Annotated in this window: 11 protein-coding genes; 6 read left to right on the forward strand and 5 right to left on the reverse strand. The window is 71.4% G+C overall.

Annotated features, from left to right (window positions below):
* Window positions 1-53 precede the first annotated feature (53 nt).
* The gene (locus tag IW249_RS17010) at window positions 54-962 is read right to left on the reverse strand and encodes an alpha/beta fold hydrolase (RefSeq protein WP_307788612.1); all 909 of its coding nucleotides are present in this window, start codon (window positions 960-962) and stop codon (window positions 54-56) included.
* A 220-nt stretch (window positions 963-1182) separates the two neighbouring features.
* On the opposite strand from IW249_RS17010, the gene miaB reads away from it, so the two are divergent.
* Window positions 1183-2676, forward strand: coding sequence for a tRNA (N6-isopentenyl adenosine(37)-C2)-methylthiotransferase MiaB (gene miaB / locus IW249_RS17015; protein WP_196921658.1), 1494 nt, complete (start codon window positions 1183-1185; stop codon window positions 2674-2676).
* A 48-nt stretch (window positions 2677-2724) separates the two neighbouring features.
* Here the strand turns inward: miaB and IW249_RS17020 are convergent, their stop codons facing one another.
* From IW249_RS17020 to IW249_RS17030, 3 genes are all read right to left on the reverse strand, one after another.
* A complete protein-coding gene (locus tag IW249_RS17020) occupies window positions 2725-4074 on the reverse strand; it encodes a pectate lyase family protein (protein WP_196921659.1) in 1350 nt (449 codons plus the stop codon).
* 237 nt (window positions 4075-4311) lie between these two features.
* Window positions 4312-5898, reverse strand: coding sequence for a cellulase family glycosylhydrolase (locus IW249_RS17025; RefSeq protein WP_196921660.1), 1587 nt, complete (start codon window positions 5896-5898; stop codon window positions 4312-4314).
* Between the two features lie 728 nt (window positions 5899-6626).
* Complete coding sequence (locus IW249_RS17030) at window positions 6627-7835, reverse strand: DUF349 domain-containing protein (protein ID WP_196921661.1); 1209 nt, start codon at window positions 7833-7835, stop codon at window positions 6627-6629.
* 150 nt (window positions 7836-7985) lie between these two features.
* Here IW249_RS17030 and IW249_RS17035 point away from each other — a divergent pair, with 150 nt between their 5' ends.
* From IW249_RS17035 to dapF, 3 genes are read left to right on the forward strand one after another with little or no spacing between them, the layout of a single operon-like run.
* Window positions 7986-8753 (forward strand): class III extradiol ring-cleavage dioxygenase family protein, encoded by a 768-nt coding sequence (locus tag IW249_RS17035; protein ID WP_196921662.1) that lies wholly within the window; start codon window positions 7986-7988, stop codon window positions 8751-8753.
* Entirely contained in the window at window positions 8738-9673 is a 936-nt protein-coding gene (gene miaA, locus IW249_RS17040) for a tRNA (adenosine(37)-N6)-dimethylallyltransferase MiaA (protein WP_231393645.1), read from the forward strand. The genes IW249_RS17035 and miaA overlap by 16 nt, the downstream gene beginning before the upstream one ends.
* Before the next feature lie 7 nt (window positions 9674-9680).
* Window positions 9681-10532 carry a diaminopimelate epimerase gene (gene dapF, locus IW249_RS17045; protein ID WP_196921664.1) on the forward strand — a complete coding sequence of 284 codons (852 nt, stop codon included), beginning with the start codon at window positions 9681-9683 and terminating at the stop codon, window positions 10530-10532.
* A 222-nt stretch (window positions 10533-10754) separates the two neighbouring features.
* On the opposite strand, the gene IW249_RS17050 is transcribed toward dapF, so the two are convergent.
* Window positions 10755-12221, reverse strand: a complete 1467-nt coding sequence (locus IW249_RS17050) for an NAD-dependent malic enzyme (protein WP_196921665.1) — start codon at window positions 12219-12221, stop codon at window positions 10755-10757.
* Between the two features lie 183 nt (window positions 12222-12404).
* On the opposite strand from IW249_RS17050, the gene hflX reads away from it, so the two are divergent.
* Window positions 12405-13859 carry a GTPase HflX gene (gene hflX / locus IW249_RS17055; RefSeq protein WP_196921666.1) on the forward strand — a complete coding sequence of 485 codons (1455 nt, stop codon included), beginning with the start codon at window positions 12405-12407 and terminating at the stop codon, window positions 13857-13859.
* 50 nt (window positions 13860-13909) lie between these two features.
* Complete coding sequence (locus IW249_RS17060; protein ID WP_196921667.1) at window positions 13910-15664, forward strand: hypothetical protein; 1755 nt, start codon at window positions 13910-13912, stop codon at window positions 15662-15664.
* Window positions 15665-15710 lie beyond the last annotated feature (46 nt).

The raw sequence follows: 15710 nt of genomic DNA on the forward strand, positions 1-15710 counted from the left end.
CGGGTCGTCCGGCGGGCAGGTCGTTGTCGGGCCGGTCCGGTCGGGCCGGGCGCTCAGAGCCGCGGGCTGGTCGCGAGGTCCGGCGTGGCCAGCCAGGTCAGGGTCTGCGGCAGGATCTCCACCGCCCCGAAGTGCGCGGCGCCGGGCTGCACCTGCACCTCGGCGCGCGGGATCCGCGAGGCGAGCCAGTGGGAGTGCTCCACCGGGGAGAAGCGGTCCTGCTCGCCGTGCCAGAGCCGGACCTCCGCGCGGATGGCCCCCAGGTCGAACCCCCAGCCGCGCCGGATCGCCAACACGTCGTCGATCCAACCCTCGGGGCCGTGTCGCAGCGCCTCGGAGTACATGTCGGTCAGCAGTCGCCGGATCGCGACGTCGTCGACGACCCGGATGTCCTCGTCGGGCAGTTGGGGGCGGAGGAAGTCCAGCAGCGTCATCGGGTCCCGGCGGGCCTCCTCCGCGCGAACCTTCAGGTTGAGCGTGAGCTCGGCCAGGTCCTCGTCGGCCTGCCCGTAGTCCTCCACGTTCGATTCCGCCATGCCCGCGTACCAGTCCAGGTCAGGCGCGCCGGCCGGGGCGAGCCCCACCAGCACGGCGGCCCGGGTGACCCGGTCCGGCAGCAGCGCGGCGCAGGCCAGGGCATGCGGCCCGCCACCGGACCGGCCCACCACCGAGAACTGGTCGATGCCGAGGTCGTCGGCGATCGCTGCCACGTCGGCCGCGGCGTCGGCCACCCGCCGACCCTCGTGCCGGTCGGAGTCGCCGTACCCGGGTCGGTCGTAGCAGACGAGGTGCACACCGAGGCGGTAGACGACGATGCCCCGGGGCCGGGGGCCGCTGCGGCTGCCCGGGGTGCCGTGCAGCAGGAAGACCGCCGGCCCGTCCGGCGATCCCGAAGTCTCCACCGCGAGGTGCCGTCCGTCCGGGGTCGTGACGGTGCGCTGTGTCGCATCTTGTCGCGTCACGGTTGGCCTCCCGCGGGTCGTCATGTGCTCCCCCGTGAACGGAGCCGCGCATCGTCGGCGCCGAGTGCAAAGCCCCCGAAATCGCCCAGAACACATTCTTGTTGTGCAGCGTACTGCCCGTCGTGGATGCCCGCCATGGGCCAGCGGGTCAATGCCGGTGGGTTGGGCCACCCGAACGGGCCGCTACCCTGGTAGCCCGAGGGGAAGGGGCACCAAGAGGGTGGCTAGGACCTACAACGTCGTGACGTACGGCTGCCAGATGAACGTGCACGATTCTGAGCGGATCTCCGGCCTGCTCGAACAGGCCGGCTACGTGCGCGCCGTGCCGACCGACGACACCCCGGACATCGTCGTCTTCAACACCTGCGCGGTGCGGGAGAACGCGGACAACCGGCTCTACGGCAACCTCGGTCGCCTGCGCCCCGTGAAGGACAAGCACCCCGGGATGCAGATCGCTGTCGGCGGCTGCCTGGCCCAGAAGGACCGGGGCGACATCGTCCGCAAGGCCCCCTGGGTGGACGTGGTCTTCGGCACCCACAACATCGGCGCGCTGCCGGTGCTGCTGGAGCGGGCCCGGCACAACGCCGCCGCCGAGGTGGAGATCCTGGAGTCCCTCGACGTCTTCCCGTCCACGCTGCCCACCCGCCGCGAGTCCACCTACGCCGGTTGGGTGTCGATCTCGGTGGGGTGCAACAACACCTGCACGTTCTGCATCGTGCCGGCGCTGCGCGGCAAGGAGAAGGACCGGCGCCCCGGCGACATCCTCTCCGAGGTGCGCGCCCTGGTCGACGAGGGCGTGCTGGAGGTGACCCTGCTCGGGCAGAACGTCAACTCGTACGGCGTGGAGTTCGGCGACCGGTACGCGTTCGGCAAGCTGCTGCGGGCCTGCGGCGACATCGACGGGCTGGAGCGCGTCCGGTTCACCAGCCCGCACCCGAAGGACTTCACCGACGACGTGATCGCCGCGATGGCCGAGACGCCGAACGTCTGCCACTCGCTGCACATGCCGTTGCAGTCCGGCTCCGACGACGTGCTCCGGGCGATGCGCCGGTCCTACCGTTCCGAGCGCTACCTGGGGATCATCGAGAAGGTCCGCGCGGCGATGCCGGACGCGGCGATCACCACCGACATCATCGTCGGCTTCCCCGGTGAGACCGAGGCCGACTTCCAGCGCACCCTGGACGTGGTCCGCGAGGCCCGGTTCTCCTCGGCCTTCACCTTCCAGTACTCGAAGCGGCCCGGCACCCCCGCCGCGACCATGGACGATCAGCTGCCCAAGCAGGTCGTGCAGGAGCGCTACGAGCGGTTGGTCGCTACCGTCGAGGAGATCACCTGGGCGGAGAACAAGCGCCTCGTCGGGGAGACCGTCGAGGTGCTGGTAGCGGTCGGCGAGGGCCGCAAGGACGAGCGGACCGGCCGAATGTCGGGTCGGGCCCGCGACGGTCGACTGGTGCACTTCGCGACCGAGACCGCCGGTGGGGAGTCCCTCGCTGGGCAGATCCGGCCGGGCGACATCGTCCACACCACCATCACGTACGCGGCGCCCCACCACCTGAACGCCGACGGACCGCCGGTGGCGCACCGGCGCACCCGGGCCGGCGACGCCGCCGAGGCGGGTCGCTCCCCGCGTACCCCCGGGGTTCTGCTCGGTCTGCCGACGATCGGCGCACCGCCGGTCGCGCCTGCCCCCGTCGCTGGCTGCGCCACCCACTGACCGCACGGAAGGGCCCCCGGACGAGGGGCCCTTCCGTGAAGGGCTGAGTCAGACGGTGATCCGGCCGGCGCCGACGCCCGCCGTCACGATGGACTTGACGGTGCTCGCGGTGTCCAGCTGGTAGGAGTACGGGATGCTGGCCACGCTGCCGCCGGCCTGGCCGGTGGGCGAGTTGACGAAGTGGTTGTTGCGGGCGACCAGGCTGCCGGGCCCCGAGTCCCCCTCGCCGAGGTGGTACGGGTCGTCGACGTTCTCGAAGTAGTTGCCCTCGACGAGCACCCCGGCGTTCTCGGTGGACGCGACGCCGTAGCCGCCGTTGGCCCGGTAGTAGTTGTTGTACACGTGCACCGGGTTGCCGAAGCGCACCCGGGGGTTGCGCTGGTTGCTGCCGTCGAACCAGTTGTGGTGGTAGCTCACCCGCAGGTGGCCGACGTCCTGGCTGGCGTTGTCGTCGCTGTGGCCGAGCAGCATTGTCTTGTCGTGGCTGGAGACCCGGTTCCATGAGACGGTGACGAAGTCGGAGCCGCGCTTGATGTCGACGGCGCCGTCGTACCCGTTGCTGAAGCTGTTGTGGTCGATCCAGATGTTGGTGGCCGACTCCTGCACGTTGATCGCGTCGTCGTTCCAGCTGCGGAAGGTCAGGTTGCGGATGATCACGTTGCGGTCACCGCTGACGTTGAGCCCGCAGCCGGCGATGGTCGCGCCGTAGTTGCCGAGGATGGTCTTGTTGGACCGGACCCGCAGCATGCCCGAGCAGGTGATCGTCCCGGACACCCGGATCACCGCGGCGCCTGTCGCGTTCAGCGCGCTGGTCAGCGCCGAGGCGGTGGTGACGGTGGTGGTGGCCGCGGTGCCGCCACCGGTGGTGCCCCCGTTCTGGGTGGCCCACCCGACCAGTGTCGACGGCGGCTGGGTGCTGGGCGGGGGAGTGCTCGACGGTGGCGGGGTGGTCGGCGGCGGCGTGGTCGGGGTGGTGCTGCCGGTGCAGGCGACGTTGTTCAGTGTGAAGCCGCTCGGAGCCGGGTTGCTGGAGTTGTTCCAGCTCGCGTTGAAGCCGAACGTGGCGCTGGCGTTGGTCGCCAGACTGCCGTTGTAGTCGACGTTTGTCGCGGAGACCTGGTTGACGCTCTGCGAGGCGGTGGCGCCCCACGCCTGGCTGACCTGCTGACCGGCCCCGTACAACCAGCGCAGCGTCCATCCGGAGACCGGGTCGCCGAGGTTGGTGACTGTGACGTTGCCGGTGAATCCGCCCGGCCACTGGCTGGCGACCGTGTAGGCCACCTGGCAGCCGGCGGCCGCCTGGGCGGACACGGAGGTCAGCAGCCCGGCGGTGACCAGGGTGGCGGTGGCTGCGGCGGTGGTGGCGATCAGCGTCATTCGACGCCGTCCTGTGCGCATGCTGCTTCCTTTCGAGAAGGCGGACGGAGGTGTCGCGACGCCCATGCCCGTGGGCGGCGAGTCTCGGCCGGGACCAGTGGTCCTCGGGCCCGCCAGTGCAGGTTCGTGAAGGAAAGCGGCTCCCGCGCTCGCGCTCACCGACGAAGAGGCAAGCGCTTTCCCGATGAAAGCATAGAAGAACCTTGATGTAAATGGCCGGGACGGCCGATGCGGTGCGCACCGGCCGTCCCGGGTGGGTCAGCAGCTGGCGCCGCTGAGTTTCACAGTGCCCGGCGCGCTCGCCGTGCCGTTGGCAGTGAAGCCCACTGTGACCGATCCGCCCACCGGCAGCGACGGAGCGTGGCTCGGAGCGGCCGCGGTGACCGTCGTGCCGGACTGCGTGACTGTGGCGTTCCAGCCACTGCCCAACGTCACCCCGGACGGCCAACTCCAGGTGACCGCCCATGGGTTCACCGCGCCCGAACCGGTGTTCTTCACTGTCAACTCGCCCTGGAAGCCGCCCTGCCAGGCGTTGACCTGCCGGTAGGTGGCCGTGCAGGCGCCGGCCGGCGGGTCCGTCGGCGGGTCCGTCGGACCACCGGTCGGCCCGCCGCCACCGGACGGCGCGATCAGGTACGGCTGGAGGATCGCCTGCTTGGCGGTGTTGACGTTGGTCCAGTCGTCAAGAGCGATACCGCCGGTGTCACCCGAGTTGGGGTTCCACGACCAGTAGGTGAAGGACATCCCGGTCACCCCGGTCCCGGTGTACGCCATCAGCTTCTCCAGCCACACCTTGTCCTTCGGGTCGACCAGGGTGCTGCCGAACTCGCCCATCATGATCGGCGCGATGTTCTGCTTGTACAGGTAACCGAAGTACTTGTCCCAGATGGCCGGCATGTTCGCCGGGTAGTCCGGGGCGTCGAACCAGGTCTGCCGGTACACCGAGGTGGCGTACTCGTGCGGCGAGTAGACCAACCGGTTCGCCACGGTCAACCGGACCGGGAACTGCCCCGCCTTCGACAGGTTGCCACCCCACCAACCGCAGTCCTCGTCGTTGCTGGTGTCGCCGTCCCACACGTTGGAGAGGCCGCCGCTCGGGCAGCTCACCCCCTCCACGAAGATCAACCAGTTGGGCTGGACACCGAGGATGGCGTTCCCGGCCCGCTCGGCGGCGAGCCGCCAGTCCCGGGTGGTGTCACCACAGCCCCAGCACGCCCCGGTGGCCGCCGGGTTGGTGCCCTCCGCGTGCGGCTCGTTGTGCAGGTCGGCGCCGATCACCGTCGGGTTGCCCGCGTACCGCTGGGCGAGCATCTTCCAGTCGTTGATCCAGGTCGCCTCGGAGACCGTCGACGTGTACCAGAGCGGCGACTGCCCGGCCGCCGTCGGCCGGTGCCGGTCCAGGATGATCCGCATGCCCTTGCTGCCGGCGTAGTCGATCACCTTGTCCAGGATCTGCAACGGCGACAGCCCGATCAGGTCCGGGTTGACGAAGTCGTTGATCCCACTGGCGGTCGCGCCCGGCTTCAGCGCGTCGTTCGAGTACGGCACCCGCAACGTGTTGTAGCCCAGCCGAGCCATGGTGTCGAGCTGCCCCCGCCACGGGTTGTTCGACCACAGCCCGTGGAAGGTCTTGTTGTCGGTCTCCATGCCGAACCAGTTGATGCCGGTCAACCGGACCGTCGCGCCGGTGCTGTCCACGATCTGGTTGCCGCTGGTATGCAGATAACCGGTACCGGTGCCAGCGGCAACGGCCGGGCTGGTGCTGACGGCGGCGGCGAGGAACACGCCGGCCGCGACGGTGACGAGCGCGGTGACCGCGCCGCCGAGAGCTTTGGGACGGAACATTCGAGCTCCACTTCGGAGGTCCGGCGCCGTCCGGAGACGACGCCGGCGGGCGGCCGTCCGCACGTCACGGTCCCCAATGGGTACGCGGACAGTGCGCGACGGCCCATGTCACGCGGACGTAGTCACTCGCGGCAGCGCACCGGCCACCCTCGACGGCGGATGTTCCGCCTTCGTCGCCCTCGTGCCGGTGGCCCTACCTGGCTCCGTCGCTCATTCTGATCAGCCCGCGTCAATGCGTCAACCTGCCCCGTCGCGCCGCCGCACGCCGCCTCGTCCGGCCCGACCGGTGCACACCCGCCCACGGCCCGCCCGTCCCGTGCGCCACCCCCACCCCGCGCCCCACCCCGCAGCCCTTTGCGCCGCGTGCCCCCTGGATGATCGCGCTAGAACATGGATGTAGTGGCATCCGGGCCGCTTCGTGGCCACTACATCCAGGTTCGAGCGTGACCTTGACGGTCCCAGGCGCCCAACACCCGCCCCGGCCGCTCGGGAACAGTGTTCGTCGTCAAGATCCGCGCAGTTTCAGGGATGTTGCTGTCTCTCGCGCGTCGGAGGCAGCAACATCCGGGAAGGTGCGCAGATCTTGGCGCGAGGGCGCGAGGGCGCGAGGACCGAGGGGCGCGGGGCGCGGGGCGCGTGAGGTGGGGTGCGGGCGTTCGAGGGCGTGGGGGCGGACACGCGGGAGCCCCCGGTCCCGAGCGGGACCGGGGGCTCCGGACGTCGTCAGCTCAGCCGGCCTGCTCGGCGAGTTGGAGGAACTGCCGCTTGGAGGCGAGGGCCTGCTCAGCCTCCTTGATCCGGCGTGCGTCCCCGGCGCTCTGCGCCCGGGCCAGCCGGTCCTCGGCCTCCGCCACCTGCGCCCGCATCTGGGCGAGCAGCGGGTTGTCCTCCTTGGTGGTGCGGCGCCACGCCGAGTCCATCACGTCACGGACCTTGTCGTCGATGACGCGCAGTCGGCGCTCCAGCCCGGCGGCCGCCTCGCGGGGGACCCGGCCGGCCTCGTGCCACTGGGCCTGGATCTCGCGCAGCTTGGCCTGGGCGCCCTTGGGGTCGGCGTCGATGTCCAACGCCTCGGCCTCGGCGAGCAGGGCCTGCTTGCGCTCCAGGTTGCCGCGCTGCTCGTTGTCCCGTGCGGAGAAGACCTCGCTACGCCGGCTGAAAAACGCGTCCTGGGCACCCCGGAACCGTTCCCAGAGCTTCTGCTCGGCCTCCTTGGAGGCGCGCGGCGCGGCCTTCCACTGGGTCATCAGGTCCTTGAGCTGGTTGGCGGTGGCCGCCCAGTCGGTGGATTCCTGAAGCTTCTCCGCCTCGGCGACCAGCTCCTCCTTGACCGTCTGCGCCTGCTTGCGCTGCGAGTCCAGGGACGCGAAGTGGGCGCCGCGGCGGCGGGTGAAGCCGTCCCGCGCGGCGGCGAACCGCTTCCACAGCTCACCGTCGGCCTTCTTGTCGACCCCGCGGATGGTCTTCCACTCGTCGAGGATCTCCTTGAGGCGGTCGCCGGCGGTCTTCCACCCGGTGGATTCGGCGGCCAGCTTCTCGGCCTCCTCGACCAGCGCGGTCTTGCGGGCCAGAGCCTCACCGCGAGCGGCGTCCCGGGCGGCGCGTGCTTCGCCGGCCTTCTCCTCGGCGAGGGTCGCCAGCTTGTCCAGGCGTGCGGCCAGCGCGTCGATGTCGCCGACCACGTTGGCCTCGGGCAGCGTGGTGCGGATCCGCCGGATCGTGCTCAACGAGTGCCCGGCGTCCGCCGCACCCGACTTGAGTCGCGCCTCGGTCAGGTCCACCTCGGTCACCAGGTCGGCGAAGCGACGTGCGAAGTGAGCCAGGCCCTCCTCCGGTGCTCCCGCCTGCCAGGATCCGACCACCCGCTCGCCCTCGGTGGTCTTGACGTACACGGTGCCGTCCGCGTCCACCCGTCCGAAGGCAGTCCAGTCGCTCATGTGCCCATCCTCGTTCTCCCGGCGTCGAGGGACTGATCCCCCGTCGCCGCCACGGCGCAGCCAAGTTGCTTCCGGCATTGTCACAGGTCCGACCCGGTCCGCGTCGAGCGCCTATCGCCGACCGTGACCATACGGTGTCCTAGGGGCCTAATGACCGGATCGGCTCGGAGACGCACCGGGGATTCCCGCTACGGTGAACGGGTGCCACTGGTCGCCGCCGCAGTCTGCCCGCATCCGCCCCTGCTCGTGCCCGAGGTGGCGGGCTCCGCAGCCCCGGAGTTGGATGATCTGCGGGCGGCCTGTGACACCGCCGTACGCCGGCTGCTGGCCGCCGATCCGGACATTCTGCTGGTGCTGGGCACCGGCCCGGTGACCGGCCCGATCCGCACCCCGGCGACCGGTTCCCTCCAGCCCTGGGGTGTCGACCTGGACGTGCCGCTGGTGCCCGGCCAGCCGGACCGGGGCGCGGTGCTGCCGTTGAGCCTGACCGTCGGCGCGTGGCTGCTGGCCCGCCACGACGCCCGGCCGCCGGTGACCGCCGTGCAGGTGGCCGCTGACGCCGGCCCGGCCGAGCTTGCCGCGCTCGCCGACGAGGTCGGCGCCGCCGGTGACCGGGTGGCGGCGCTGGTGCTCGGGGACGGGTCGGCCTGCCGGGGTGAGAAGGCACCCGGGTACGACGACGCGCGCGCCCTCCCGTACGACCAGGCGGTTGCCGCGGCGCTGGCCGACGCGGACCTGGATGCCCTGCTCGACCTCGACCCGGTGGTGTCGACGGAGCTGAAGGCCGCCGGTCGGGCCCCCTGGCAGGTTCTCGCCGGCGCGGCCCGCGCGGCCGGTGGTGGGTGGCGCGGCGAGTTGCTGCACGACTCCGCCCCCTACGGGGTGGCCTACTTCGTGGCGTCCTGGGAGCGGATGTGACAGGCGACACGGTCGGCACTGTCGTCGCGGTGGTCGGCCCGACGGCGGCCGGCAAGTCGGCGCTGAGCATCGCGTTGGCGCACGCCCTAGACGGGGAGGTAGTCAACGCCGACTCGATGCAGCTCTACCGGGGCATGGACATCGGCACCGCCAAGCTGACCCTCGCCGAGCGGGACGGGGTGCCGCATCACCTGCTGGACATCTGGGAGGTCACCGAGCCGGCGAGCGTCGCGGAGTACCAGCGGCTGGCCCGCGCGGCGGTGGACGACATCCTGTCCCGGGGGCGGGTGCCGCTGCTGGTCGGAGGCTCCGGGCTGTACGTGCGGGCGGTGCTGGAGCGCTTCGAGTTCCCCGGCACCGACGCGGCGCTGCGGGAGCGGCTGGAACGGGAGTTGGCCGAGGTCGGTCCGGCCCCGCTGTACGCGCGGCTGCGCGCCGCCGACCCGGTCGCCGCCGAGGGCATCCTGCCCGGCAACGGTCGGCGGATCGTGCGGGCCCTGGAGGTGATCGAGCTCACCGGAGCGCCGTTCGCCGCGTCGTTGCCGCAGCCCACGCCGTACTACCCGTCGGTGCAGCTCGGCGTCGACCTGGACACCGCCGTGCTGGACGAGCGGATCGCGCTGCGGGTCGACCGCATGTGGGCCGACGGTCTGGTGCCGGAGACCCGGGAGTTGGTCGCACGCGGGCTGCCGGAGGGGCGGACGGCGAGCCGGGCGCTGGGCTACCAGCAGGTGCTGCGCCTGCTCGCCGGTGAGCTGACCGAGGCGCAGGCGCACGACGAGACGGTCCGGGCCACCCGGCGCTTCGTCCGCCGGCAGCGGTCCTGGTTCCGGCGTGACCCGCGGATCCACTGGCTGGACTCGACGACCCCGGACCTGATCGGGGCCGCCCTGCGTCTGGTGCCGGCCGCTGCGCGATGATGGGGGAGTGGAGTTCACCAAGGGCCACGGCACCGGCAACGACTTCGTCCTCCTTCCCGACCCGGACGGTCAGCTCGACCTGACTCCTGGGCTGGTCGCGGCGCTCTGTGACCGGCGTCGGGGCATCGGCGCGGACGGCGTCCTGCGGGTGGTCCGCGCGGCCAAGCACCCGGACGGCGCGGGCATGGCCGGCGAGGCCGAGTGGTTCATGGACTACTGGAACGCCGACGGCTCGTTCGCCGAGATGTGCGGCAACGGCGCCCGGGTGTTCGTGCGCTACCTGCTCGACACCGGCCTGGCCACGCCCGCCGGCGCGGCGCTGCCGGTGGCCACCCGGGCGGGCGTCGTGCGCGCGCTGGTCGAGGGCGACGCCGTGTCAGTGGAGATGCGCCGACCCCGGGTGTACGACAGTTCCGCCGCCACCCTCGGCGGGCTGACCCTGACCGGTGCGGTGGTGGACGTCGGTAACCCGCATCTGGTCTGCGTGCTGCCGGCCGGCGTGGAGTTGTCGGCGCTGGACCTGACCGTCGCGCCGGGGTTCGATCCGGCGGTCTTCCCGAGCGGGGTGAACGTGGAGTTCATCGTGGCGGGCGACCCGGTCGACGGCACCGACGAACATTCCCTGATGCGGGTGTACGAGCGCGGCAGCGCCGAGACCCTGTCCTGCGGTACCGGTGCCTGCGCGGTGGGCGCGGTGGCGCTGCGCGACGCCGGCCGGGACACCGGCGTGGTAGCCGTGGACGTGCCCGGCGGCCGCCTCACGGTGACTGTCACGTCGGACTCCTGCTGGCTCTCCGGCCCAGCCGTCCTGGTGGCCACGGGCGAGGTCGATCTCTCCACCCTGCCCGCCAACGTCTGACGCCGCGCTGTCTGCGCTGTCTGTCTGTGCGCGCTGTGCGCGCGTCGGCCGGCCGTCTGCCGCTGGCGTCCTTTGCTCTGCTTCAGCCCGCGAAACACCCGGTGTCCGGTAGTCGGACACGGGCCGTTTCCTTGGTTGAAGCAGAGCAAAGGACGGGAGACGACCTGTTCGCCCGGCCGTTCCGCGGCTCGCGGTGTCACACGCGGATGCCGGGCCTGTTCGTCACGGGGTGGCGCTGGCGTTAGCGGCGATCTCGGGGAGGTCGGCGGGGCCGGGGTCGGCGGCCGGCAGCGGGCTGGGGTTGTGCGCGGCGGCGCGGACGGCGGCGGCAACCGCCGGGGCGACCCGGGAGTCGAAGACGCTCGGCACGATCACCGTCGGGTTGATCTTCTCTTCGCCGACCACGTCCGCGATGGCCCGGGCGGCCGCGATGGCCATCTCCTCGGTGAACTCCTCGGCGTGCGCGTCCAACATGCCCCGGAACACCCCGGGGAACGCGAGCACGTTGTTGATCTGGTTCGGCTGGTCCGAGCGGCCGGTGGCGACCACGGCGGCGTGCTTGCGCGCCTCCCGCGGGTCGACCTCCGGGTCCGGGTTGGCCAGCGCGAAGACGATCGAGTCCTTCGCCATCTGCGCGATGTCATCGCCGGTGAGCAGGTTCGGCGCGCTGACCCCGATGAACACGTCGGCGCCCCGGATCGCGCCGGGCAGGTCACCGGAGTAGTTCTCCTTGTTGGTGTTCTCCGCCAGCCACTGCCACGCCGAGTTGAGCCCGGTCAGCCCACGGTGCAGGGCGCCCTCCCGGTCGTACGCGATGATGTCGCCGACGCCCTGGCGCAGCAGCAGCTTCATGATCGCTGTGCCGGCCGCGCCGGCTCCGGAGACGACCACCCGGACGTCCTCGAGCCGCTTGCCCACCACCCGCAGCGCGTTGGTCAGCGCGGCCAGCACGCAGATCGCGGTGCCGTGCTGGTCGTCGTGGAAGACCGGGATGTCCAGCGCCTCACGCAGCCGGGCCTCGATCTCGAAGCAGCGCGGCGCGGCGATGTCCTCGAGGTTGATGCCGCCGTAGGCCGGCGCGATCGCCTTCACGATCTGCACGATCTCGTCGGTGTCCTGGGTGTCCAGCACCACCGGCCAGGCGTCCACCCCGCCGAAGCGCTTGAACAGCGCGGCCTTGCCCTCCATCACCGGCAGCGACGCGGCCGGGCCGAGGTTGCCGAGGCCGAGCACCGCCGAGCCGTCACTGACCACCGCGACGGTGTTGCGCTTGATGGTCAGTCGCCGGGCGTCGGCCGGGTTCTCGGCGATCGCCATGCAGACCCGGGCCACCCCGGGGGTGTACGCGCGGGACAGCTCGTCGCGGTTGCGCAGCGCGACCTTCGAGGTCACCTCGATCTTGCCGCCCAGGTGCAGGAGGAACGTCCGGTCCGACACCTTGCGCACGTCAACGCCGTCCAGCGCGGTCAGCGCGTCGACCACCTGGTCGGCGTGACCGGCGTCGGCGGTGTCGCAGGTCAGGTCGACGATCACGTGGGTCGGGTCCGAGTCCACCACGTCCAGCGCCGTGACGATCGCACCGGCCTCGCCGACGGAGGTGGTGAGCCGGCCGATCGAGGATGCGTCCGCGGTCACGGCGATCCGGATGGTGATCGAAAATCCGGCGCTCGGCAGTCGGGTGATGGCCACGGGATCCCTCCGTAACGGCTGTGCGACCGTTCGGCCGCCGCCCGCATTTCTACCGGGTTGTCGCGGCCGACCAGCATTCGCCCCCACTTTTGGCGACCTTCACCATGGGCATATAGCAGGTGCGTTCGGCGTTGTGTCATGTCAGGATTACGTTCTACTTATCAAAACGGACAGGAGAACCGCTTGCGAGACCAGGAGAGCTTTGTCCCCGTCGAGGACGAGCTCGACGACGTCACCACCGGCGAGATGGAGCTGTCAGAGCGGCAGTCCCTTCGACGCGTCCCGGGCCTGTCGACCGAGCTCACCGACGTCACCGAGGTGGAATACCGCCAGCTGCGGCTGGAGCGGGTCGTCCTGGTGGGCGTCTGGACCGAAGGCACAGTCACCGACGCGGAAAACTCGCTGACCGAGCTCGCCGCGCTGGCCGAGACCGCCGGTTCGCAGGTGCTCGAAGGGCTCATTCAGCGTCGTACCCGACCCGACCCGGCCACGTACATCGGCCGCGGCAAGGTCGACGACCTCGGTGCGGTGGTGCTCTCCACCGGCGCCGACACCGTCATCTGTGACGGTGAGTTGTCCCCGTCGCAGTTGCGCAACCTGGAGCAGCGCACCAAGGTCAAGGTCGTCGACCGCACGGCGCTGATCCTCGACATCTTCGCCCAGCACGCCAAGAGCAAGGAAGGTAAGGCGCAGGTCGAGCTGGCCCAGCTCGAATACCTGCTGCCCCGACTGCGCGGTTGGGGTGAGACGCTCTCCCGGCAGACCGGTGGTTCCGGCCGGGGCGGCGGCGCCGGCGGCGGTGTGGGTGTTCGTGGTCCCGGTGAGACAAAGCTGGAGACCGACCGGCGACGCATCCGTCACCGCATCTCCCGGCTGCGTCGCGAGATCAAGAGCATGAAGACGGTACGCGTGACCAAGCGCGCCCGGCGTTCCCGCAACGCCGTTCCCGCGGTGGCCATCGCCGGCTACACCAACGCCGGCAAGTCCAGCCTGCTCAACCGCCTGACCGGCGCGGGCGTGCTGGTGGAGAACGCTCTGTTCGCCACGCTGGACCCGACGACCCGCAAGGCCACCGCCTCGGACGGGCGGCTCTACACCCTCTCCGACACTGTCGGCTTCGTCCGGCACCTGCCGCACCAGATCGTCGAGGCGTTCCGCTCGACGCTGGAGGAGGTCGCGGAGGCGGATCTGGTGGTGCACGTCGTCGACGGCACCCACCCGGATCCGGAGGAGCAGGTCCGGGCGGTTCACGCGGTGCTCGCCGAGGTCAGCGCGGACCGGCTCCCCGAGCTGTTGGTGGTCAACAAGACCGACGCGGCCGACGAGGACACTCTGCTGCGGCTCAAGCGGCTCTGGCCGGACGCGATCTTCGTTTCCGCGTACTCCGGGCGGGGCATGGACGAGCTGCGCGCGGCGATCGAGGAGCGGCTGCCCAGCCCGGCCGTGGAGGTCCGGGCCGTGCTGCCGTACGACCGGGGTGACCTGGTTGCTCGGGCGCACCGCACGGGTGAGGTGCTCAGCACGTCGCACCTGCCGGAGGGCACCCTGGTGCACGTCCGCGTCGGTGCGGAGCTGGCGGCGGAGTTGGCGGCGTTCGACGTGGAGCGGCAGGGGCAGGCGGCCGGCAGCCGGTCCTGAGCGGCCACGGCGTCATCCATCGGAAACGCGTGGCATGCGACACTGGCCGAATGCGCCGCGTTGTTTCCTCGGTCACGGTTGCCCTCGGCCTGCTCGGGGCAACCGTGGCGCTCGCCGGAGTCGCCGTGGCGGCTCCCGCTCCCGGGTCGTCCGAGCCGCCCGCCGCCACTCCCGGCAAGAAGCGCTGCACGATCACCGATGAGCGCCTGCGGGAGCTGTCCGGGCTGGTTGCCACCAAGAGCGGCTTCATCGTCGTCAACGACGGCACCGAGGACGCGGCACGCAAGCGGGTCTTCTTCCTGGACAGCAAGTGCAAGATCTCGAAGGAGCCGGTCCGCTACTCGGGGCAGGGTCCGTTCGACACCGAGGATCTCGCCCTGTCCAAGGACGGCAAAACCCTCTGGATCGCCGACACCGGTGACAACCCCGACTCGAAGGAGCGCCGCAGCCGCGTCGCGCTCTGGTCGATGCCGGTCACCGGCGCCAGGCAGCCGACGCTGCATCGGCTCGCCTACCCCGAGGCCAAACCGCACGACGCCGAGGCGCTGCTCATCGGCGACGACGGAAAACCGCTGATCATCACCAAGGTGACCAGCGGAAAAGCCGAGATCTACACGCCGTCGGCCGCCCTGAAGACCGGTGACACCGACCCGGTGCCGATGCGTAAGGCCGGCGAGATCACGCTGCCGAAGACCCAGACGGAGAACACCCTCAACACGTTCGGCCGGATCGCCATCACCGGCGCGTCCCGGGCACCGGACGGCTCCCGGGTGGTCCTTCGCACCTACGCGGACGCCTTCGAGTTCGACGTGAGCGGTGGCGACATCGTGGGCGCGCTCACCAGCGGCAAGCCGCGGGTGACGCCGTTGGCCGACCCGTTCGGCGAGGCCATCAGCTACACCTCGGACGGGAAGTCGTTCCTCACCGTCTCCGACGCGGGCCGGTTCACCGAAGACGAGCCGCTCGACATCCTCAGCTACGCCCCGTCCAGTTCGACCGCCGTGCCCCTGGGGCCGGAGGAGGGCGGCAAGCCGGCCGCCTCGAAATCCTGGACCGACGGGCTGAGCCTCGACGACATCACGTACCTGGTCGGGGCGGTCGGGCTGATCGGCCTGCTGTTGGTGGCCGCCGGCATCTTCGGCATCGTCCGCGCGCGCCGTCGGCCGCCGACCGCTGACGAGTCCGACACGTCGGACCCGGATGGCGAGCCGTTCGGCCCGCGCGCGGGTCGTGCCGTCGACGGCTTCCCGGCCGACGACGATTTCAGGGGTGGTGTCTACGGGGGCGGCGCTCCGGCCGGCGGTGCGGTCTACGGCGGTGGTGCGGGCCGCGGCGGCCCGGCCCCGGCGGGTGGTGCCGTGTACGGCGGTGGCGGCCGGCCGGCCTCGGGTGGCGGCGGCTACGGTGCGGCGCGACCGGACGGCGGCGGTGCCGGTGTCTACGGCGGCGGACGTCCCCCGGCCAGTGGCGCGGGACGTCCCCCGGCAGGTGGCGGTCGTCCGCCGGCTGGTGGCGCCGCTCGTCCTCCGGTCAGTGGTGGCGGTCGTCCGCCGGCTGGTGGCGCCGGTCGCCCGCAGGGTGGCGGCGGTGGTCGTCCCCCGGCCGGTGGCGGTGGCCGTGCTGGCGGCGGCGTGTACGGCGCCGACGGCGTTCAGCCCGGTCGCGCGGAGCCGCCCCGGCGGGGTGGGCAGGAGCCCGACTACCGGGGCCAGCGGCCCGGTCGGCGACGTGACGACGACGCGCCCATCGACCCGTACGGGCAGTATCCCGGGGGCGGTCGTGGTCCCCGGGGCGACCGTTACTGATCGACGCTGAGGCGCTCACCTGCCCCGGGCGAGCGGTGCGGGTGAG

This window comes from Micromonospora vinacea, from assembly GCF_015751785.1.
GTDB lineage: Bacteria > Actinomycetota > Actinomycetes > Mycobacteriales > Micromonosporaceae > Micromonospora > Micromonospora vinacea.

What these genes read in the sequence shown, in the direction of transcription:
- IW249_RS17020 (WP_196921659.1), bottom strand. Translation starts at nt 4,074, where the DNA reads ATGCGCACAGGACGGCGTCGAATGACGCTGATCGCCACCACCGCCGCA.
- IW249_RS17025 (WP_196921660.1), bottom strand. Translation starts at nt 5,898, where the DNA reads ATGTTCCGTCCCAAAGCTCTCGGCGGCGCGGTCACCGCGCTCGTCACC.
- IW249_RS17030 (WP_196921661.1), bottom strand. Translation starts at nt 7,835, where the DNA reads ATGAGCGACTGGACTGCCTTCGGACGGGTGGACGCGGACGGCACCGTG.
- IW249_RS17035 (WP_196921662.1), top strand. Translation starts at nt 7,986, where the DNA reads ATGACCGGATCGGCTCGGAGACGCACCGGGGATTCCCGCTACGGTGAA.
- IW249_RS17060 (WP_196921667.1), top strand. Translation starts at nt 13,910, where the DNA reads ATGCGCCGCGTTGTTTCCTCGGTCACGGTTGCCCTCGGCCTGCTCGGG.